This window comes from [Clostridium] colinum (assembly GCF_940677205.1).
Lineage (GTDB): Bacteria > Bacillota > Clostridia > Lachnospirales > CAG-274 > Tyzzerella > Tyzzerella colina.
Genome location: NZ_OW712331.1, coordinates 1,708,156 through 1,730,586 on the forward strand (window position 1 = coordinate 1,708,156; position 22,431 = coordinate 1,730,586).

A 22,431-nucleotide genomic window follows, 5' to 3' on the forward strand; every position below is an offset into this window, starting at 1 on the left:
TCATTAATTATTTTTACCCTTTTTTAATATAAGTTTAGTTATAATGTTAAGTAAAAATACTAAACATAATAAAACAAATCCTACACCAAATGCATTATCATATTCTGCCTTAGACATACTAAGATACATTTGTATTGTTAGTGTTCCACCAGAATTAAATATATGTGTAAATAAGTTTCTAGGTAATAAATAAACACTACCTGCTGTAAATAACAATGCCGCAGATTCTCCAATTATTCTACCCATAGCAAGTATTATACCTGTAACTATACCAGGTAATGCACTAGGTAATATAATAGTCCTTATCATATACCATTTTGTACTTCCCATACCTATTGCACCATCTCTATACCCCTTTGGAACAGTCCTTAAAGATTCTGTCGTTGTTCTTATTATTAAAGGTAAAATCATTATTGTTAAAGTTAAACTACCGCATAATATAGAAAATTTTAGCTTTAGTGTTATGCCAAAAAATACCATACCAAAAAGTCCATATATTATAGAAGGTATACCTGCTAAAGTTTCTGTTGTAAATTCTATAATACGAACAAATTTCATATTTTTAGCATATTCATTTAAATATATAGCCGCTCCTATACCTATTGGTAAAGCTATTAATAATGTAATAACTATAATATAAAGTGTATTAATTATATTACCTAATATACCAAATGTTTCATTAATTGCCGAAGGTACTGTGGATATAAACTCCCAATTAACTTTTGAAATTCCTCTGTATGTTACATAACCTATTATAGATACTAATAAAAATACAGTTATTAACATTGATAAATATATTAACCCAAGTAAAATATTATCTAAAGGTCTAGATTTTTTATTATAAATACTATTTTCCATTATTTATCCTCCTTTTTTAATATTTTACTTATAACTATATTTATAACCATTATAAACACAAACAATATAAGTCCTATTGTAAATAATGCTTCTCTATGTAAACCTGAAGAATATGACATTTCAGACACTATACCAGTTGTTAAAAATCTTACAGAATTAAAAGGAAGTGGTACATTTACTGAATTTCCAGATACTAAAACTATTGCCATTGCTTCACCTATTGCTCTACCAATACCTAAAACTATTGCTGTTATTATACCAGACTTTGCAACTGGTATACAAACTTTAAATATAGTTTGCATACGTGTAGCTCCAAGCGCTAAAGATGCTTGCTTTAGGCTTAAAGGCACTGATTTTAATGCCGTTTCGCTAACATTTATAACTGTTGGTAAAATCATTATAGCCAAAACTAATATAGCCGCTAATAAATTTGCACCACCTGTAAATTTATGATTAGGGTCATTTTTAAATATAAATAATTCTATTTTATATATAATAGGGTTTATAATTAAAAGCCCAAATAACCCATATATTATAGATGGAATACCTGCTAAAAGCTCTACACAAGGCTTTATAAATCTATATACATTTTTATTTGCTATGTCTGATAAAAACACTGCAGTAAGAACTCCTATAGGAACACCTATAACTATTGATAAAAATGTACCTATAATAGATGTTAAAATAATATATGCTATACCAAAAGACGGTATGTCTGCTGTTGGTTTCCAAACTGTATTAAATAGCATATCTTTTATACCTATTTTAAATATAGCTGGTGTACCTGATATAATCATATAAATTGTTATAGCAAATACTGCTATAATAGCTACTAGAGAACACACTAAAAATACTATATACATACTTTTTTCTAAAATAGATTTATTTTTATTTTCAGAAAAAATACTTTCTTGTTTTTTTGTATTCATAATATTTTACCTTTCTGTCGATATAAAATATTTAAAAAATAGTATATTAAAATTATTATAATTTTCTTAGTAAAAGTTAATTTAAACTAATTAGTCCTACTTTTTCTATTAAATATTTTCCTTCTTCACTGCTTAAAAAGTTAAATATTTCTTGTACTTCTGGTCTTTGCTCTGATATTTCTCCTTTAGTTGCCATAACAAATGGACGAGAAAGCACATAATCTCCAGATTTTATATTTTCTACACTTGGTTCAAACCCATCTATTTGTAAAGGCTTAACTGTAAAATTATGTATAACATCTAAAGAAACATAACCTATAGACCCTGGTGTAGAATCTACTTTACCTACAACGGCACCGTTAGAATCTATCTCTTGTGAATATTTACATTTATCTTCTAGGTCTATAATTTCTTCAAAAGCTCCTCTAGCTCCAGACCCTGCCTCTCTACCAATAACAACTATTCCAGCATCTTCGCCACCAACTTCACTCCAATTTTTTATTGTACCTTCGTATATACCTCTAAGTTGGTCTAAAGTTAAGTTATCTACGCTATTTTTAGAATGTGTTATAATTGCAATACCATCTATGGCTACTACATTTTCTACAACACCTTTATCAAGCTCAGATTGCTTTAAAGCTCTAGAAGAATTACCAATATCTACTGTTTTATTAGCAACGGCTTCTATACCTGCACTAGACCCTGTAAATTGTGCCGTTACAAAAACATTTGGGTGTTTTTGCATAAAAACTTCTGCTAAATAATTAGTAAGTTTCTCCATAGATGTGGAGCCATTAATAGTAACTGTTCCGCTTAAACTGTCATTAATATTACTACTTTCTTCTCCTGTACACCCAACTAACATAGTTAAAATTAACGTTGGTATTAATAAAATTTTAAATATTTTTTTCATAATTTATCTCTCCAAAAATTATTTAATTTTTTCTTAATTATATCTTAATTAATATTAACTTACTATCAATATATAGTATAGATATTGTAAAATTTTTGTAAAATTTTTAAATTTTATCATATTTTTTAAAAATTATTTTAACAATAAAATAAATATAGGCTAAAGAATATTAACTCCTTTAGCCTTTTTATTTTATTTTTTATTAAAAATTGTTTTTTCTGTATCTTTATCAAAAAGATAAACCTTATTTAAATCAAACATATATTCAATTTCACCAGATGTAGGTGCATTGTCAACAGTAGCTGTTTTTATAATTATTTGTTTTTTATTTTCTTCTATATGAAGGTATGTTTCAGCTCCTAAATTTTCATAAACTTCTATTTTAGATTTAAATACTGTATTTCCATCTGGAGTAATATTATTTATAATACATTTAATATTTTCTGGTCTAATACCTAAAATAACATCTTTTCCAATATATCCATCATCTTTTAAAATAGATTGTTTTTCTTTAGATAATTCAATTTCTTTACCTAAAACACTAACTAATACTTTTCCATCTTTTTCTATGATAGAAGCATCTAAAAAGTTCATTTGTGGCATACCTATAAACCCTGCAACAAAAATATTTTGTGGATTTTCATATATTTCTTTTGGAGAGTCTACTTGTTGAATAATTCCATCTTTCATAACAACTATTCTAGTTCCTAATGTCATCGCTTCTGTTTGGTCGTGTGTAACATAAATAAATGTTGTGTTAAGCTCGTGATAAAGCTTAGCAATTTCTATACGCATTTGCCCTCTAAGCTTAGCATCAAGGTTTGATAAAGGTTCGTCCATTAAAAATACTTCTGGGCTACGAACAATAGCTCTACCCATAGCAACCCTTTGTCTTTGACCTCCTGATAGTGCTTTTGGTTTTCTGTCTAAAAGATGCTCTATATCTAATATTTCTGCCGCTGCTCTAACTTTTCTATCTATTTCTTCTTTAGGTGTTTTTCTAATCTTTAAGGCAAAGGCCATATTATCATAAACTGTCATATGTGGATATAATGCATAGTTTTGAAAAACCATAGCTATGTTTCTATCTTTAGGTGCAACATCATTTACCATTCTATCCCCTATGTAAAGCTCACCGCTAGATATTTCTTCAAGCCCTGCTATCATTCTTAGTGTAGTAGATTTACCACAACCAGAAGGCCCTACAAAAACTATAAACTCTCTATCTTCAATGTCTAAATTAAAATTTTTAACTGCTTCAAATCCATTATCATATTTTTTTACTATGTTTTTAAGTCTTAATCCTGCCATATTTTACCTCCCAAATATATAAGTTAGTTAAATGTTTTATTTTAAATATAATTAAACAATGTAGGATTATCCTTTTTTAATATAGATAACATTTTATCATCTAAACCAACAAGATAACCAACCTTTTTATTGTTTTTATCATTAATAAAAATTATAACTTCTTTAAGATTTAACCCTTTTATTGTGCATCTTATAAATTTTTCATCTTTGCCTAAACTATCTACACTAGTAACTTTTAATATATTTGTAACATTTATTGTAGTGATAACTTTTCTTTTTCTTTTTGCCATTATTTTTGATATAGTTATATCTCTATCATAATATTCATATTCATATTCTAAAAATTTTTTAACCATATAAATTTCTATTAGTATAAATAATAAAAAAACAGGTATAGCCAAAAATATTCCTACAAATCCAAATATTGCAAAAATAGCTACTGCTATTATTAATATAGCTTTGCTTACAATATTTATAGCATTAGGCAATGTTCCATAATCTTTTGTTATAAATTGCTCATAAAATTTAGTCAAAAAATCACCTCAGCTATCTTTTATATTAGTAAAAATAAACTAAAAAATTAATATCAATTTATATTTAATATAACCTTTGAATATCAAAAAGTCAACATATGTTTAATATCTTTTTTTAATTTTGTTTACTTTGTACATTATATATTAAAATATATGTGCTAGTTGCTAAGTTATAACTTTTTTAATCTATAAAACTAACCTTACTTTATATATTTTATTTAGGCATATTTTATCCAAATTTTTCTCTTATTTTAGCTAATACTTTTTTCTCTATTCTAGAAACTTGCACCTGTGATACACCTATTAATTTAGCAACTTGGCTTTGTGTTTTATCTTCAAAATATCTAAGATTTATTACTGTTTTTTCTCTTGGGTCTAATTTTTCTATTATATCTTTTAGAACAATGCTATCTACTATTTTTTCTTGGTTATCATTTTTTAGCTCTAGCTTATCTATCAAATATACACTTTTTCCATCATTTTGATAAACTGTACTATATAATGACTCTACCTCTCTATCTGCATCTAAGGCTAAAACTAAATCTTCTACCGATACATCTATAGCTATTGCAAGCTCATTTATTGTAGGTTCTTCATTATTGTCTTTTGTAAGAGTATCTCTCATATATTTAGCTTTTGTAGCTATTTCTTTTAAAGGTCTAGACACTTTTATTAACCCATCATCTCTTAAAAATCTTTTTATCTCACCCATAATCATAGGTACAGCATATGTAGAAAATTTTACTTCATAATTAGTATCAAATTTTTTAATACATTTTAAAAGCCCAATAGACCCTATCTGAAATAAATCTTCTGCATCATATCCTCTGTTTAAAAATCTTTTTACAACACTCCATATAAGCCCAGAATTTTGTTCTATTATTATTTCTACCGCTTTATCGTCTCCGTTTTGTGCAAGTTTTATTAGCTCTAATATATCACCATTCATTAGGTAACCTCCTTGCACTAATTTTTATTTATTTTTTTTGCCAAACAAACTTTTGTACCTTCACCTAGCTTAGATATTACCTCTATACTATCCATAAATGTTTCCATAACAGTAAAACCCATTCCAGAGCGCTCCATATTTGGCTTTGATGTATAAAGTGGTTCCATAGCTTTTTCTATATTTTCAATTCCTTTTCCTTTATCCTCTATGTCTATATATAATGTGTCATTTAATATTTTACATTCTATATGTATTTTGCCATTTTCTATCCCTTCATAGCCGTGTATTATAGCATTAGTAACGGCTTCAGATACTGCCATTTTTATGTCATCTAACTGTTCTAAAGTTGGGTCTAATTGTGTAGCAAAAGCAGAAACGCTTATTCTTGCAAAAGCCTCATTTTTAGAATTAGCATCTAATATTAAACTAACTTTATTACTATATTGCATTTTTTATTCTCCTCCTATATGCTATTTATAGCCTCTTCTTTTGTTACAAAACAATTTATTAATTTGTTAAGCCCAGACATATCAAATATTCTTTTGGCATTATCTTTTAAACCAAATGCACATATTTTACCATTTTTTTCTTGTACTATTTTATATCTTCCTATAATCATTCCTATACCAGAGCTATCCATAAAATTTATATCTTCAAAATCTAAAATCATATTTTGACAACCTTGTTTATTAAATTCTCTATCTATTTTATCTCTTATATCTTCTGTATAATGATGGTCTATTTCTCCATATAATTTAACTAATAATGTTCTATTAATTTTACTACACTCTATTTTCACTTTTATTCCTCCTTAGTTTATGTATATATATATAATAACTTAATACATATACTCTTATCAACTTAAATCAAACTCATTAATTTTACTTTTTTTTATAAAATACTTTACTTTTTGATAAATACTGATAAAATATTTATATATTATACATTTTATGGAGGTGAAAAATGGAACCATTAACAGAAAAACAACAACTTATTTTAGATTATATAAAAACTCAAGTTAAACTAAATGGTGTCGTTCCATCTATTAGAGAAATTTGTAAAGCAACTGGCCTTTCTTCTACTTCTTCTGTTCATCTTCATCTGGAAAGCTTAGAAAAAAAAGGCTATATAAAAAGAAAACAATCAAAAAATAGAAATATTGAAATTTTAGAAAAAAATTTTTATAATAACTACTATGAAGAATTAGTAAATATACCTATATTAGGCGATGTATCTGCTGGGTTACCTACCTTTGCAACAGAAAGTATTGAAAGCTATTTTCCTATCCCTGTTACCTATTTAAAAAATAATGATGCTTTTATGCTACGAGTTTTTGGAGATAGTATGATAAATGCTGGTATACATGATGGAGATTTAGTTTTAGTAAACAAACAGTCTACTGCTAATAATAGAGATATAGTTATAGCTTTAATAGATGATGAAACAACTTGTAAAAGATTTTTTATAGAAAATAATACTGTAATTTTAAAACCAGAAAATGATTTATACAAACCTATAATATGTAAAAATGTTACTATTTTAGGAAAAGTAATAGGTCTTTTTAGGAGTTTTTAATCTATGAATAAAGATTTTTTAAATAGCTTAATAAAAAAATCTGATTTAAAAAATACAGATTATTTTGTATATAATAAATCAAAAACTATAAAAAATAACACAGAAAAAAATATTATATTTACAACTATATCTAACCCAAATTTTAAAAATTATATTGTACTAGACTTTGAAACAACAGGTTTATCACATATTAATGATAAAATTGTAGAAATAGGTGCTTTAAAAATAATAGATAATAATATAAAAGATAAATTTGATACACTTATAAATCCCAAAACTACTATCCCACCTTTTATATCCAGTAAAATTAATATTACAAATGATATGGTTAAAAATAAGCCTTTTATTGAGGATATTTTTAAAGATTTTTTTGATTTTTTAGAAGATTTACCACTAGTTATACATAATGCAAAATTTGATATGAAATTTTTAATTCATAATACAAATAATTTAGGGTTTGATATTAAAAACTCTGCATTAGATACTGTTTCTGTTACAAAAACTTTATTTCCAGAGCTAAAAAAATACAATCTAGCTTTTTTATGTAATCATTTTAACATATCAAATCCAAATGCTCATAGAGCTATGTCAGATGTTTTAGCTACGTATGAATTATACAAAATTTTATATAATAAATTTAATAAATAAAAAAATAGCCACCTTAAATTATGTTTTAAAGTGGCTATTTTTTTATTTATTATTTATAATATTGTAATTTTCATCTGTATTATACCAACCAGTTATTTTCCATTTATCCCCTTCTATCTTTAAATAGTAAAGATAATAATAAGTTTGAAATAGATTATCTTTTTTATCAACTTTTACATATGCTATATTATTATTTCTTGGGTCATACATAGTTGGCTTAACTTCTATACTTGTTATTTTTACTTTATTTTCTTTTAAATTTTCTATGCTAGCTAAAACATTATTTGTTTGTTCTTCTAAAGAGTTTTTAGATATTATTTCATCTGATAACAAAATTCTTTGTTTTTCTAATATATTAGAAACTATTGACATATCTTTTATTTTATCTCCATATAAAAGCTTATATCCTTCTGTATATAAACTAACTACTTCTTCTGGTGTTTTAGGATAATTTTCTTCACTTATGCTCATAACTTTTTCATATATTGGTTTTGCAACAGATTTATCTTCTTTATCAAAATATCCTGCTGTATCATTACTATTAATGCTAGAAAAAACAAAAAAACCTATTAAAATAAAAATAACTAAAATTATAAAAAGTATACCTATTACATTATTCCCTTTTTTTGTCATAGTATCACCTCTATTTTATAATATCTTTTATAATATCCCACAAATTTTCTCTTCCATCTTTAGTTTGGCTAGAAAAAGGAAGTAATATATCTTCTTTATCAAGCTCAAGACTTTTTCTTATTACTGCTAAATGTTTATTTATTTGGCTTCTTTTTAATTTATCACTTTTTGTAGTAACTATTATTATTTTATACCCATAATGTTTTAGCCAATCATACATTATTTTATCATTATTACTAGGTTCGTGTCTTATATCTATTAATAATATTATAGATTTTAATTGCTCTCTTTCTAAAAGATATTCTTCTATCATTTTGCCCCATTTTTCAATTTCAGACTTAGAAGCTCTAGCATAACCATATCCTGGTAAATCTACAAAATGTACTATATTTTCTATGTTATAAAAATTTATAGTTCTTGTTTTTCCAGGGTTTTGGCTTGTTCTTGCTAAAGATTTTCTATTTACCATACAATTTATAAGAGAAGATTTTCCTACGTTAGATTTTCCTACAAAGGCTATTTCTGGTAAATCTGTATTAGGGTATTGGTCTTTTCTTCCACAAACTGCCGTCAATTCTACATTATTTACATTCATAAAACTCTCCTTATTGTCATATCTCTAGATATGTTAAGCCTATATTTTAATTTATATATATATTATTTATCTTTAATCGTTATTTGTCAATAGCTATTTAAATTTTATAAAAATGATAACAAACTATTTGAAATATATATAAATTTATTGTATAATTTAGGAAAGTTTTTACGTTAATAAAAATATCTTTTTATAAAGGAGGTAGATTATGCAAAATCTAATAGAAATTTTTAAAGCTATATTTTTAGGTATTGTTGAAGGTATAACTGAATGGTTGCCTATTAGTAGTACTGGTCATATGATTTTAGTAGAACAAGTTTTATCCCTTAATTTAAGTGATAAATTTAAAGAAATGTTTTTTGTTGTTATCCAACTTGGTGCTATATTAGCTGTTATATTTATATATTTTCATAAGCTAAACCCATTTTCACCTAGTAAAACAAAAAGACAAAAGCATCAAACATTTATCCTTTGGTTTAAGGTTATATTTGCTTGTATACCTGCTGGAATAATAGGTATTTTATTTGATGACAAAATAGACGCTTTATTTTATAACTATCCAACCGTTGCTACTATGTTAATTGTTTATGGTATACTATTTATATATATAGAAAATGTTCATAAAGATAAATCTTTTAAAGTAAATACATTAAATGCTTTATCTTACAAAACTGCTTTTTTTATTGGACTTTTTCAAGTTTTAGCCCTAATACCTGGTACATCTAGGTCTGGAGCTACCATAGTAGGCGCTATGCTTATTGGTACATCTAGAGTTGTAGCTACAGAATTTACGTTCTTTTTAGCTATTCCTGTTATGCTTGGTGCTAGCCTTTTAAAAGTCTTAAAATTTGGCTTTGAATGGAGCCCTCTAGAAATACAAGTTTTATTATCTGGAACAATTGTTTCTTTTGTTGTTTCTATATTTGCTATAAAATTTTTAGTAAACTATATAAAAACTAACAATTTTAAAGTATTTGGATATTATAGAATTATACTTGGTATAATAGTTTTAGGTTTCTTTTTCTTAAATAAATAACTAAATAAATTTAATATAATATAAAAAACTGGGAAAAATAATTTTATAAATTTATAAAGGAGTTACTAAAATGAAAAAATTTATAATATTTTTCTTAGTTTTTTTTATTTTATCTAACAATATAGTTTTGGCAGATAATAAAGAAAAAATCGTTAAAGTTGACGCAAAAAGTGCTATATTAATGGACTATGAAACTGGTAGAGTTCTTTTTGCAAAAAATGAAACAGAACCAATGGCTATGGCTAGTACAACAAAAATAATGACTGCTATACTTGCAATAGAAAATGGAAATTTAGAAGATACTGTTAAAGTTAGTAAAAATGCTACAAAAGCTCCTCCAGTAAAGATGAACTTAAAAGAAAATGAAGAAATAAAACTAAAAGACTTGCTATATGCATTAATGTTACAATCTTCTAATGATGCTGCTGTAGCAATAGCAGAACATATAGATAAAGATGTAGATACATTTTGTAATAATATGACAAAAAAGGCAAAAGATATAGGTGCAAAAGATACAGTATTTAGAACACCTAATGGGTTAGATGCTTTAGACCATCATTCCACTGCATATGATATGTCTTTAATAGCAAGATATGCTCTTAATAATAAACAGTTTGTAGATATTATAAATACAAAACAAGTTAGTTTTAAAACTAATATGTCTTCTTATGATGTAATAAATAAAAACAGACTTTTATCCGAATTTGAAGGAGCTAATGGTGTAAAAACAGGCTTTACAAATAAAGCTGGACATTGTTTTGTTGGCTCTGCTACACAAAATGGTATGACTCTTATATCTGTTGTATTAGCTAGTGGCTGGGGAGAAAAAGGAAAAAAACAAAAATGGGTAGATACAAAAACTCTATTAAACTATGGATTTGAAAATTTTTCTTATGAAAAAATACTATCTAAAGATGACTGTACAGACACTATATCTATTATAAAAGGTGAAGAAAATACTATGCCTTTATACTATGAAGATGATATTGTTTTACCTTTATCTAAAGATGAAAAAAATAATATATCTATTAAATTAGATTATATAAAAACTTTAAATGCACCTGTAAAAAAAGATGAAAAAGTAGGTGTTGCTTATATATATATTAATAATAGCCTTGTAGCACAAACTAATATATTACCAAAAAAAGATATTGATAAAAAAACATTTTATTCATATATAAATGAAATATTTAAAAATTGGATTAATATTTTAAATTAAATATTATTATTAATCATTAATTTTAATAAACCCACCAAATAAACTGGTGGGTTTGTAATATATTTTTACTATTTTAAAGCTTTTTCTTTTATATCAAAGCAAGATACTGAGATAGACATAAAAGCTCCTATCAAAGGTAAATAAATGTCATAAATATCACTAGAGTTTAAACATAAAACACTAAAAATCAAGTTAAAAATACCAAATCCTATAAAAATAAATTTTAAAGGTTTATATGCTTCGTTACTATCTGAAAGAATTTTTTCTTTTAAAAGTATAATTATCGATATAAAATATAAAATATATGATGTTATCATTATGCTATTTTCATATGTAGTACTAAGTTTTGCAATAATATTTAATATAAAAGATAAATAAACTAAATTTTTTACAACTTTACTTTTAACGTGCTTTAAAAAACATATTATAATCAAACAAATATATCGTTGTAACATATTATAGCCTCCTTTAAACTTTATTTCTTATTTAATATTATACTCTTTTATTTTTCTATTTCAATAGTAGAAATTAACATTTTTTATTATATTTTAAATTAAAAAATTATATATTTTACAAATATAAGTTATTTTCTACTAAATTATAAAAATCTTTTTTATGTATATAGCATATTTACATATTAAAAAGCTAGTACCTAAAAGGTACTAGCTTCTATTATATGCGGATAGTGGGACTTGAACCCACACTCCTAGGAACTAGATTCTAAGTCTAGCGCGTCTGCCATTCCGCCATATCCGCTAATATTGACTGCCAATATAATATAACATATATTTTATATTGTGTCAATAGTTTTTAAATATTTTAACTTTTGCTTTCATTTTTTTGATTATTTTCTATTAAACTTAAAAATGGATATGGATTTATCCAAAATTCATCTTTAGTAAGTGTAGTTTCTGCTTCTATTCCTAAATGTAGGTGAACCTCAAAATTACCTTTTGTTCCTTCAATTTTACTATACCCTGTATTTCCCATATACCCTATGACATTACCTGCTAATATTTTTTGCCCCTTTTCAATCCCTTCTTCATAACTATCTAAATGAGCATAATAATAATAGTTACCACTTTTGGCCTTTATCCCTACTCTGTATCCTCCTTTTTCATTCCACCATAATGACAATTTAAAACTTTAAAATATTTTAAATACATTTTTTATAATTAAAATATATTTGTACAGTTTTATTTTCAAATACAACAATTTTTTTTATTAAAATTTTTATTATATCACTTGTTAATACTTGTTTATCTTTAAAACTTAAATAACTACCTTTTTTATTAAAATCATTTTTTATCAAATTTAGCTTATTTTCTAATATATTTTTAGTTTTTATCAAATTTTCTTCTTTTTCTAAATACATATTTTTATTAAAAATATAATCATCTTCTAATAAAATATTATTTATGTAATCTTCATATATTATTTTAGAAAAGTTTTTTAATTTTATTATTTCATTTTCAATATCTTTAATTTTTTTAATTAACATACTTTCTTCTAAATATAAATTATTTTTATTTAAATTTGATATATCCTTTAAGTTTATAAATAATTCTACTTGATTTTTTATTTCATTAAAAACTATTTCTTCAATATAAATTGATTTTATTGTTTTAAACTTGCAATTATTTATGCTATGATATTTACATTCAAAAAAATCATACAGACTTATATCATATTTAGTTTTTTTGCTTTTTTGTCTTCTTATCAAATTTTTATTACATTCACCACATTTTATATATCCTTTAAATATATTTTCTTTTTTATCTAGCATTTTCTTGTTATTATTATAAATTTCATTTGCTCTACTATTTATATTTTGTACTTTAATAAACATATCTTTAGGTATTATTGGTTGATGAGTATTTCCCACTATAATATGCTCATTTTCATTAGATAATATTGTATTTTTTATAGATACAGTTTTATACTTCCGTTGTACTAAATTTCCTATATAAACTTGATTTGTTAGTATATTTTTTATACTTTTATCAATCCATTTACTATCTTTAAATTTATCATTTTTAATTAAACCTTTACTATATAAATAAGCATAAGGTGATAAAATGTTTTTTTTATTTAAAATATTTGCAATTTTTGTATATCCATATCCTTTTAGCCTTAAATCAAATATTTCTTTTACAATAGGGGCTGTTTCTTCATTTATAACAAGCTTATTTATATCATTTTGATTTTTTAAATAACCATATGATGCAAAACTGCCTATAAACTCTCCTTTTTCTTGTTTTTCTCTAAATACAGTAGTAATTTTTTTTGATATATCTTTCGCATAAACTTCGTTTGCTATATTTTTAAGATGCATTATTAATGCTTCTTTTGTATTTTCATTATTACTATCATAATTGTCATTTATAGCTATAAATCTAACATTTATAAAAGGAAATATTTTTTCAATATAATTTCCACATTCTACATAGTTTCTTCCAAAGCGTGATAAATCTTTTACTATAACACAATTTATCTTATTTTGTTTTATATCTTCTAAAAGTCTTTCAAATTCATCTCTTTTAAAATTAGTTCCTGTTTTATTATTATCTTCATAAATATCTGCTAATACAAACTCTTCTTTATTTCTTATATAGTCTAAAATTATATTTTTTTGATTTTCTATTGTATCTATATTTTTAGTATTATTAAAAACTGATAATCTAGTATATATACCTACTTTATATATTTGATTGTCCAATTTTTTTTGTATATTTTTTCTACTTTTTCTAGCCACATAACCCCTCCTTATAGCTTATTTATTAATATATTTAGTAATTATCATAATTATTCTAAAAAAGATAATTTATTAATATTTTATGTATTTTTAATCAATTTTTAGTGCAATTTTAACATTTTTATCATAATTTTTTTATAAAAAATGACAATTGACCCTGTATATATAAATATATATAATTATATAATATTAATTATTTTAGAAGGGAGGAATAGTGGTATGGTAGGAGTTATTATTGCAACACATGGGGAATTTGCAAAGGGCATACTTCAATCTGCTTCTATGGTATTTGGAGAGCAAGAAAATATTAAAGCTTGTACATTAATGCCAAGCGAAGGTCCAGACGACCTTAAACAAAAGCTCGAAACAGCTATAAATTCTTTTTCAGATAAAGAAAATATTTTATTTTTAGTTGATTTATGGGGTGGCACACCTTTTAATCAAGCTAGTAGCCTTTTAGCTGGATATGAAGATAAAAGGGCTATTTTAACTGGTTTAAATTTACCTATGTTAATTGAGGTTTGCAGTTGTGCAACTTATATGGATAGTGCACAAGAAATAGCAACTCAAGTGTTAGAGTCTGGTAAAGATGGAGTTAAAATATGTCCAGAAACATTAATGCCTAAAAAATCTACAACCCCTACAACACAACAAATGGTTGATTTACCTACAAGTGGGCGTATAGAATATGTTTTAGCTCGTGTAGATACCCGTTTGTTACACGGACAGGTGGCAACTGCTTGGACAAAAGCAACTTCACCTAACAGAATTATTGTTGTTTCTGATGAAGTATCAAAAGATAATTTACGTAAAAAATTAATAGAACAAGCAGCACCTCCAGGCGTTAAGGCAAATGTTATTCCTATATCTAAGTTACTACAAATAGCAGAAGACCCTCGTTTTGGTAAAACTAAAGCTCTACTACTATTTGAAAATCCTCAAGACGTTCTTAGAGTTGTTGAAGGCGGAGTTAAATTAGATGAAATAAACATAGGTTCTATGGCTCATACTGTTGGTAAAGTTGTTGTTAGCAAAGCTATATCTTTAGATGAAAAAGACATAGAAACATATGAAAAATTAAAAGAACTAGGTGTAAAATTTGATGTACGTAAAGTTCCTAACGATTCTCGTGCTAATATGGACGATTATTTGAAAAAAGCAAAATTAGAGCTTTCTAAAAAATAAATAAGGTGGTGACTAATATGGAGTTATATCAAATAATTTTAGTTGTTATTATAGCATTTTTGGCCGGTGTTGAAGGTATTTTAGATGAATTTCAATTTCATCAACCGCTTGTTGCTTGTACATTAATCGGGTTAGCAACAGGTCATGTTACAGAATGTGTTATTTTAGGTGGTACTCTACAAATGCTTGCTCTTGGTTGGGCAAACATAGGAGCTGCTGTTGCTCCAGATGCTGCATTAGCTTCAGTTGCATCTGCTATTATATTAGTTTTAAGTGGGCAAGGTGTTAAGGGTGTAGATACTGCAATAGCTTTAGCAATACCTTTAGCTATAGCTGGTTTATTCTTAACTATTTTAGCTCGTACAATATCTGTACCTATAGTACACGCTATGGATAGACAGGCTGCAAAAGGTAACATTAAAGGTGTTGAAATGTACCATTATTTAGGTATATTAATACAAGGTTTACGTATTGTAATACCTGCAGTATGTTTATTATTTGTTCCGGCAAACGTTGTTAAAAACTTATTAGAAAGTATGCCAACTTGGCTTACAGACGGTATGAGTATAGGTGGTGGTATGGTTGTTGCCGTGGGTTATGCTATGGTTATAAATATGATGGCAACACGTGAAGTTTGGCCTTTCTTTGCTATTGGTTTTGTTTTAGCCGCTATCCCACAATTAACATTAATGGGACTTGGTGTAATAGCAATGGCTATAGCTTTAATATACTTATATCTATTAGACAATGGTTCTTCAAAAGGTAGTGGTAGTCCAAAAACTGGCGACCCATTAGATGATATATTAAATGATTATTAATTTTGAAAGGAGAAAACTATATGTCTGAAAAAATTACTCTAAGTAAAAAGGATAGAATGAAAGTTGCTTGGCGTTCCACTTTCCTTCAAGGTTCTTGGAATTTTGAACGTATGCAAAACGGTGGTTGGGCTTATTCTATGATTCCTGCTATTAAAAAATTATATCCTACAAAAGAAGGTCGAACAGAAGCTTTAAAACGTCATATGGAATTTTTTAATACTCATCCATATGTTGCTTCTCCTATATTAGGTGTTACTCTTGCTTTGGAGGAAGAGCGTGCAAACGGTAGCCCTGTAGATGATACCGCTATACAAGGTGTTAAAGTTGGTATGATGGGTCCTTTAGCTGGTATAGGTGACCCTGTATTCTGGTTTACTGTTAGACCTATGCTTGGTGCTTTAGGTGCATCTATTGCCTTATCTGGTAATATTTTGGGCCCTATATTATTCTTTGTAGTATGGAATATTCTTAGATGGTGGTTTATGGTTTATACTCAAGAATTTGGATATCGTGCTGGTTCTCGTATAGCCGATGACTTATCTGGTGGTTTATTACAAAAAGTTACAAAATGTGCCTCTATTTTAGGTATGTTTGTTTTAGGTGCATTGGTTCAACGTTGGGTATCTATAAACTTTGCACCTGTTATATCTGAGGTTCAATTATCAAGTGGTGCATTTATAGACTGGAGTAGCCTGCCTGCTGGTTCTGAAGGTATAAAAGTCGCTCTTGAGCAAATGAACGCTGGTCTTTCTCTTACTAACACAAAAGTTACAACACTTCAAGAAAATTTAGATAGCTTAATACCAGGATTAGCCGCGTTATTATTAACTTTATTCTGTTGCAAACTTTTAAAGAAAAAAGTTTCTCCTATCTTAATCATTGTAGCTTTATTTATAGTAGGTATAGTTGGTCATTTAATTGGTTTATTATAGCATAACGGAGGTTCATTTATGGTACAATCTTTAAATTCTAAAGTTGATTTAGTAAAAGATGCAATTTTTTATAGCATTTTACCTAACTATGGCAAAATTATGATAGGTGATGCTGGTTTTGAATTTTATAATAATGCTAACCCTAAAAAATGTATCCAAATAAAATGGTCTAATATAAACTATATTACTGCATCTGTTATGTTAAAAAATAAATGGATACAACGTTTTGCTATAACTCTTAATAATAATAAAACTTATTATTTTTCGGCTAAACAACCTAAAGAAGTTTTACGTGCTATAAATGTTTATATACCATTAAATAAAATGTTCCACTCACTAACTATTATGGATAGAATTAAAAATATTTTTAAACGTAAATAAAAATTTAAGAGCGAAGTTAAATTCTTCGCTCTTTTATAATTTATTTTAATATTTTAAATTCATCTTTATATTTAAAATAAATATCTATTGTTTTATCATTATGTACTTCTATTTTTTCTATAAAATTTACAACTATTCCTCTGTTTAACTTTTCTATATTTTTATATTGTTTAAAATATTGTATAAAAAGTTGATTATTATCTTGCCCATTTTTTATTATTTCAATTTCATTTTTAAATTTATCTATTAACTTTTTTGTTTCTTCTATTCTATTTGTATATGAAATGTTAAAATCTTCGTATTCTTGCTTAGTTAAAATATCCTCTTTTAAATCTTCATATAGTTTTAATTTAATATTTTTATATTTGATTAATTCTCGTTCTTTTATAATAATTTGTTCCTCTATTTTTTTCATTTCTATTACTGTATATGATAAATTGTCTATCACATTTATTATGTTTTCAAAATTAATAATACTATCTATATGATTTTTTATAACTTTAAAAATTGTATCTTCTAATATGTTTGGTTTAATATTAGCTCCAATACACCCCATTTTGTTTTTTGCATTATTACAAACATAATAAATATATGGTTTAGCTTTTGTTCCATTATTTTTTCTTATTAAATTTGAACCACACTCTGCACAATTTACTATACCACTTAATAAATATAACTCTTCTTGATTAGGTGCTATCCTTGTATCTAATAGCATTAATTTTTGTACATTTTCAAAAATTTCTTTTTCTATAATAGGCTGGTGGTTATTCTCTATTACTATCCTCTCTTCTTTTGGTACAGATACAACTTTTTTTATTTTATAATTTGGAGTTGTATATTTTTTTTGTTCAAGTGTGCCTATATATACTGGATTTTCTAATATACGAAAAATAGCTTTTGCAGTCCATAAAGATTTTACATTTTTTTTAAATCCTGTGTTAAAATTTAAGCCTATTTTCTTTTTATGTTCCATAGGAGAAAGCACACCATTTTGATTTAATTTTTTAGCTATTTTATCGGCGCTTAATCCATTTATTTTATACTTAAAAATATCCCTAACAACTTTAGCAGCAACTTCATCAACTATAAGTTTGTGTTTATCATTAGGGTCTTTTAAATATCCATATGTAGCAAAAGACCCTATAAATTCTCCATTTTTTCTTTTAATATCAAGGCTACTTCTTACTTTTAATGAAATATCTCTTAAGTATGAATCATTAATTAAATTTTTAAATGGTATTATCAAGCTATCCATACTATCTTCATTTTTAAAACTATCATAATTATCATTTATAGATATAAAACGTACATTCATAAAAGGAAATATTTCTTCTAAATATTTTCCAACTTCAATAAAATCTCGACCAAATCTAGAAAAATCTTTAACTACTATACAATTGATTTTTCTACTTTTTACATCTTCCATTAATTCTTTAAAAGCTGGTCGGTCAAAATTACCCCCGCTATATCCGTCATCAATTTTTATAGATACCAGCTCTAAATCTTCTTTACTATTTACAAAATCTATAAGCATATTTTTTTGATTTATAATACTTTCACTTTCATTATTTTTATCATCTTCCTTAGATATCCTTAAATAAAGGCTTGTTTTAAATTTATTCATACTAAACACTCCCAAAATATCTTTATTAATTGTACACAATCCCTCACTTTATTTTTATTATATTTATATAAAAATAATTACTATAAAAATAAAAAAGCTAATAGTATTTAAAAATATACTTTTAGCTTTTTATAAATTATATTAATTTAAATCTTCTCCATTACTTTCAATTACTTTTTTATACCAATAAAATGAATCTTTTCTTTTTCTAGACATATCTCCACTGCCGTCATCAAATTTATTTACAAATATTAGTCCATATCTTTTTTTAAGCTCACCAGTAGATGCACTAACAAGGTCTGTACAACCCCAACAAGTATAACCTATAAGGTCAACCCCGTCAGCAATTGCTTCTTTCATTTGTTCTATATGCTCTTTCATATAAGATATTCTATAATCATCATGTATTTTCCCATCTTTAGATATTTCATCTATAGCTCCCAGTCCATTTTCTACAATCATAATAGGTATTTGATATCTATCATAAATTTGATTTAATACATATCTTAATCCTAAAGCATCTATTTGCCAACCCCACTGAGAAGCCTCTAAGCATGGATTTTTTATGTTTTGCTCTCCATTACCATTTGTTTTTTCTGCATTTTTTGTAGTTAAACCAACACAATTACTAGAATAATAGCTAATACTAATAAAATCTACTGTACCTTCTTTTAATATATTTATATCTTCATGAAGTATTTTAATATTTAAATTATTTTCTTTAAAATAATTATATGCAAACCCTGGATAAGCCCCTCTTATATGAACATCTCCAGCTATAAAATTATGAATTTGACAATATTTTTGTGAAAAATATACATCTTTTGGGTGGCAAGTATATGGATATGCATTATGATAAGCTAACATACAACCAATTTTATTTTCACTATCTATACTATGCCCCATTTTTACTGCTAAAGCACTAGCTACTAATTGATGATGCATAGCTTGAAATCTAGTTTCTTCATTATTATCTTTTTCATCTAACATACCTGCACAAAAAACAGCTCCAAAAGGTTGTGTTAACATATTTATTTCATTAAAAGTTAACCAATATTTAACTTTACCTTTATATCTTTTAAATAAAACTTTAGCAAAGTTTAAATAAAAATCTATTAATTTACGATTTTTCCAACCTCCATATTGTAAAGATAAATGTAAAGGATTTTCATAGTGAGATATTGTAACAAGAGGTTCTATATTATATTTTATTAGCTCATCTATAACTTTATCATAAAATTTTAACCCTTTCTCATTTGGATTTTCTTCATCTCCATTAGGAAATATTCTGGACCAAGAAATAGAAAACCTATAAACCTTAAATCCCATTTCAGCAAATAGTGCTATATCTTCTTTATAATGATTATAAAAATCTGTTGCTTGATGGTTTGGATAAAATTCGTTATCTAAAGGCTTGGGTATAGTAATTCTACGTTCTTTATCTACACTTCCACCTGTTAAAACATCTGCAACAGAAAGCCCTTTTCCGTCTTTATCAAATCCACCTTCATATTGGTTTGCAGCAGTTGCTCCACCCCATAAAAAATTTAATGGCATTTTTTTATTATTCATAATAATACCTCCAATTAAACAATAGTCAATAATATATCTTTATTTTCTATATTTTCATTTAAATCTACCATAAGCACTGCTTTTATATAATCATTTATATTTGATACAATTATAGGTGTTATCAAATTATAACCTTTACTTTTTATTTTATCAAAATCAAATTCTACAAGTAAATCTCCAGCCTTTACTTTCATATTATTTTCTACATAAGTTTTAAAATATTTACCTTTTAAATTTACTGTATCTAACCCAATATGAATTAATAAATCTACACCCTGTTTTGTTTTAAATATTATTCCGTGTTTTGTATCCATAATAGATACAACTGTTCCGTCATTTGGTGCATATATTTTATTATCTGTAGGTATAATAGCTATTCCATCTCCCAAAACTTTTTCTGAAAATGTTTTATCTGGTACTTCTTTTAAATCTTTTACAATACCAGATATAGGAGCTAAAATTTCTATTTTTTCAACTAATTTTGTTGTCTCTTTATTTTCTATTATATCATCACTTTTTTTCTCTTCATCTTTAAATCCAAAAACTAAAGTAAGTATAAAAGCTCCTACAAATGATATTAATATCATAATTAATCCATATAAAAGATTTGTCATACCTTTATCACCAATAAATACTGGTATGGCTAAAATTGAATTTTGTGATATATATAAAGATACTTGTAAAATACCTCCAACAATACCTCCAACACCTGCTGCAATAGAAGCTGCCACAACTGGACGTTTTAGTTTTAATGTAACACCATATAATGCTGGTTCTGTAATACCCATAATAGCCGATATAGCAGAAGCTGTTGCTAATTGTTTCATATCTTGATTTTTTGATTTAAACCCAACTGCAAAAGAAGCCCCACTTTGAGCAATATTTGAACATACTTGAGATACAAATATTAAACTATCAGACCCACCTGTTGCAATAGCATTTAATCCAACTGGTGTAAGTGCGTGATGCATACCAGTCATAACAACAAATGGAAATACTGCCGATAAAATACCTACTATTACAAATCCAAGTTTTGCAGATAAAAAGTTTATAAGTATAGCTAATCCATTACCAATAATTCCTCCTAAAGGCCCTATAATAATTAATGCTATTGGTGCACTAATTAATATTACTAAAGTAGGATGTAATATTAATTTAACCATTTTAGGTGTTATTTTATCTACAAACTTAACTATATACGACATAATCCAAACCATCATAATAATTGGTATTACAGAATAAGCATAAATTGTTTTACTTATAGGTATAGAAAATAATGTAATTGGTGCATCAGAAGCTATCATCTGTGTAAAATTTGGGTGTAAAAATATACCAGCAACAATAAGTGCAAGCGACTGATTTACTCTAAATACTTTTGCCGCATTAGCTGCTATTAAAAATGGCATAAAATAAAATGCAACATCACCAACAAATGATATAACTTGATATGTACTACTATCTGTCTTTACAAGGTTAAAAGTTGTAAGAAGTGTTAATACAACCTTTATCATACCAGCTGCTGTAAGTGCAGGTATCATAGGTGTCATACAACCTGTAATAGCTTCTATTATTTTTGAAAAAACATTTTTATCTTGTGAAAAATCTATACTACTATTATCATCACTAGGTAAACCTTTTTCTATAAGTGCCTCATAAACAGCATTTACTTCGTTACCTACTATAACTTGAAATTGGTCTTTATGCCAATTTATACCAGAAACTTCTTTTATTTTCTTTATTTCATCTTCTTTTATTAGACTTTTATCTTTTACATAAAATCTAAGCCTTGTCATACAATGAAATACTTTTAAAATATTATTTTTACCTCCCATCAAACTAATTAAATTTTCTGCTATTTGCTTATAGTCTTTTTTCATAACAAATTACCTCCTTTAAATAATAAAATATTATATAAAGGTCTTGCCTGATAATATAATATATCTCAGTAACAAACCATTGTAATTG

General features: G+C 25.9%; 24 protein-coding genes and 1 tRNA gene. 8 read left to right on the top strand and 17 right to left on the bottom strand.

Features of this window, described 5'->3' with window-relative positions; all coding sequences use genetic code 11:
- Positions 1–3: 3 nt before the first annotated feature.
- From pstA to spoIIAA, 8 genes are all read right to left on the bottom strand, one after another.
- Positions 4–858, bottom strand: a complete 855-nt coding sequence (pstA, locus tag NBW53_RS08305) for a phosphate ABC transporter permease PstA (protein WP_250277809.1) — start codon at positions 856–858, stop codon at positions 4–6.
- Positions 858–1,787 carry a phosphate ABC transporter permease subunit PstC gene (gene pstC, locus NBW53_RS08310; protein WP_250277810.1) on the bottom strand — a complete coding sequence of 310 codons (930 nt, stop codon included), beginning with the start codon at positions 1,785–1,787 and terminating at the stop codon, positions 858–860. Before pstC ends, pstA begins: the two co-directional genes overlap by 1 nt.
- A gap of 76 nt (positions 1,788–1,863) precedes the next feature.
- Positions 1,864–2,652: a phosphate ABC transporter substrate-binding protein gene (locus tag NBW53_RS08315; RefSeq protein ID WP_250279028.1), complete on the bottom strand. Its 789-nt coding sequence runs from the start codon at positions 2,650–2,652 to the stop codon at positions 1,864–1,866.
- A 240-nt stretch (positions 2,653–2,892) separates the two neighbouring features.
- Entirely contained in the window at positions 2,893–4,011 is a 1,119-nt protein-coding gene (locus tag NBW53_RS08320) for an ABC transporter ATP-binding protein (RefSeq protein WP_250277811.1), read from the bottom strand.
- A gap of 41 nt (positions 4,012–4,052) precedes the next feature.
- A complete protein-coding gene (locus tag NBW53_RS08325) occupies positions 4,053–4,544 on the bottom strand; it encodes a DUF6106 family protein (protein WP_250277812.1) in 492 nt (163 codons plus the stop codon).
- Between the two features lie 229 nt (positions 4,545–4,773).
- Positions 4,774–5,493 (bottom strand): RNA polymerase sporulation sigma factor SigF, encoded by a 720-nt coding sequence (gene sigF, locus NBW53_RS08330; protein WP_250277813.1) that lies wholly within the window; start codon positions 5,491–5,493, stop codon positions 4,774–4,776.
- A gap of 17 nt (positions 5,494–5,510) precedes the next feature.
- Entirely contained in the window at positions 5,511–5,942 is a 432-nt protein-coding gene (gene spoIIAB / locus NBW53_RS08335) for an anti-sigma F factor (RefSeq protein ID WP_250277814.1), read from the bottom strand.
- Positions 5,943–5,956: 14 nt separating this feature from the next.
- Positions 5,957–6,292: an anti-sigma F factor antagonist gene (gene spoIIAA / locus NBW53_RS08340; RefSeq protein WP_250277815.1), complete on the bottom strand. Its 336-nt coding sequence runs from the start codon at positions 6,290–6,292 to the stop codon at positions 5,957–5,959.
- Between the two features lie 164 nt (positions 6,293–6,456).
- Here spoIIAA and lexA point away from each other — a divergent pair, with 164 nt between their 5' ends.
- Both lexA and NBW53_RS08350 read left to right on the top strand, forming a co-directional pair.
- A complete protein-coding gene (gene lexA, locus NBW53_RS08345) occupies positions 6,457–7,068 on the top strand; it encodes a transcriptional repressor LexA (protein WP_250277816.1) in 612 nt (203 codons plus the stop codon).
- Positions 7,069–7,071: 3 nt separating this feature from the next.
- On the top strand, positions 7,072–7,716 hold the full coding sequence (locus tag NBW53_RS08350; RefSeq protein WP_250277817.1) for a 3'-5' exonuclease: 645 nt from the start codon (positions 7,072–7,074) through the stop codon (positions 7,714–7,716).
- A 42-nt stretch (positions 7,717–7,758) separates the two neighbouring features.
- Here the strand turns inward: NBW53_RS08350 and NBW53_RS08355 are convergent, their stop codons facing one another.
- A complete protein-coding gene (locus NBW53_RS08355; protein ID WP_250277818.1) occupies positions 7,759–8,349 on the bottom strand; it encodes a DUF6715 family protein in 591 nt (196 codons plus the stop codon).
- Positions 8,350–8,359: 10 nt separating this feature from the next.
- Positions 8,360–8,944, bottom strand: a complete 585-nt coding sequence (gene yihA, locus NBW53_RS08360; protein WP_250277819.1) for a ribosome biogenesis GTP-binding protein YihA/YsxC — start codon at positions 8,942–8,944, stop codon at positions 8,360–8,362.
- A 208-nt stretch (positions 8,945–9,152) separates the two neighbouring features.
- On the opposite strand from yihA, the gene NBW53_RS08365 reads away from it, so the two are divergent.
- Both NBW53_RS08365 and NBW53_RS08370 read left to right on the top strand, forming a co-directional pair.
- Positions 9,153–9,980, top strand: coding sequence for an undecaprenyl-diphosphate phosphatase (locus NBW53_RS08365; RefSeq protein WP_250277820.1), 828 nt, complete (start codon positions 9,153–9,155; stop codon positions 9,978–9,980).
- A gap of 70 nt (positions 9,981–10,050) precedes the next feature.
- Positions 10,051–11,199, top strand: a complete 1,149-nt coding sequence (locus NBW53_RS08370; protein WP_250277821.1) for a D-alanyl-D-alanine carboxypeptidase family protein — start codon at positions 10,051–10,053, stop codon at positions 11,197–11,199.
- Between the two features lie 68 nt (positions 11,200–11,267).
- On the opposite strand, the gene NBW53_RS08375 is transcribed toward NBW53_RS08370, so the two are convergent.
- The 4 genes from NBW53_RS08375 to NBW53_RS08390 all read right to left on the bottom strand — a co-directional run bounded on the left by NBW53_RS08375 (position 11,268) and on the right by NBW53_RS08390 (position 13,954).
- Positions 11,268–11,654, bottom strand: coding sequence for a hypothetical protein (locus NBW53_RS08375; RefSeq protein WP_250277822.1), 387 nt, complete (start codon positions 11,652–11,654; stop codon positions 11,268–11,270).
- Positions 11,655–11,876: 222 nt separating this feature from the next.
- Positions 11,877–11,955, bottom strand: a tRNA-Leu gene (locus NBW53_RS08380).
- Between the two features lie 63 nt (positions 11,956–12,018).
- The gene (locus tag NBW53_RS08385) at positions 12,019–12,336 is read right to left on the bottom strand and encodes a M23 family metallopeptidase (RefSeq protein WP_250277823.1); all 318 of its coding nucleotides are present in this window, start codon (positions 12,334–12,336) and stop codon (positions 12,019–12,021) included.
- Positions 12,337–12,355: 19 nt separating this feature from the next.
- Positions 12,356–13,954, bottom strand: coding sequence for a recombinase family protein (locus NBW53_RS08390; protein WP_250277824.1), 1,599 nt, complete (start codon positions 13,952–13,954; stop codon positions 12,356–12,358).
- 219 nt (positions 13,955–14,173) lie between these two features.
- Between NBW53_RS08390 and NBW53_RS08395 the strand changes: the two genes are divergently transcribed.
- The 4 genes from NBW53_RS08395 to NBW53_RS08410 are packed head-to-tail and all read left to right on the top strand — an operon-like array spanning position 14,174 to position 17,270.
- Positions 14,174–15,139, top strand: a complete 966-nt coding sequence (locus NBW53_RS08395) for a mannose/fructose/sorbose PTS transporter subunit IIA (RefSeq protein ID WP_250277825.1) — start codon at positions 14,174–14,176, stop codon at positions 15,137–15,139.
- A gap of 17 nt (positions 15,140–15,156) precedes the next feature.
- Complete coding sequence (locus NBW53_RS08400) at positions 15,157–15,957, top strand: PTS mannose/fructose/sorbose transporter subunit IIC (protein WP_250277826.1); 801 nt, start codon at positions 15,157–15,159, stop codon at positions 15,955–15,957.
- 20 nt (positions 15,958–15,977) lie between these two features.
- On the top strand, positions 15,978–16,889 hold the full coding sequence (locus tag NBW53_RS08405; RefSeq protein WP_250277827.1) for a PTS system mannose/fructose/sorbose family transporter subunit IID: 912 nt from the start codon (positions 15,978–15,980) through the stop codon (positions 16,887–16,889).
- A gap of 18 nt (positions 16,890–16,907) precedes the next feature.
- Positions 16,908–17,270, top strand: a complete 363-nt coding sequence (locus NBW53_RS08410; RefSeq protein ID WP_250277828.1) for a DUF956 family protein — start codon at positions 16,908–16,910, stop codon at positions 17,268–17,270.
- A gap of 40 nt (positions 17,271–17,310) precedes the next feature.
- Here the strand turns inward: NBW53_RS08410 and NBW53_RS08415 are convergent, their stop codons facing one another.
- From NBW53_RS08415 to NBW53_RS08425, 3 genes are all read right to left on the bottom strand, one after another.
- A complete protein-coding gene (locus NBW53_RS08415; protein ID WP_250277829.1) occupies positions 17,311–18,894 on the bottom strand; it encodes a recombinase family protein in 1,584 nt (527 codons plus the stop codon).
- Between the two features lie 141 nt (positions 18,895–19,035).
- Complete coding sequence (locus NBW53_RS08420) at positions 19,036–20,466, bottom strand: glycoside hydrolase family 1 protein (protein ID WP_250277830.1); 1,431 nt, start codon at positions 20,464–20,466, stop codon at positions 19,036–19,038.
- 14 nt (positions 20,467–20,480) lie between these two features.
- Entirely contained in the window at positions 20,481–22,343 is a 1,863-nt protein-coding gene (locus NBW53_RS08425) for a beta-glucoside-specific PTS transporter subunit IIABC (protein WP_250277831.1), read from the bottom strand.
- Positions 22,344–22,431 lie beyond the last annotated feature (88 nt).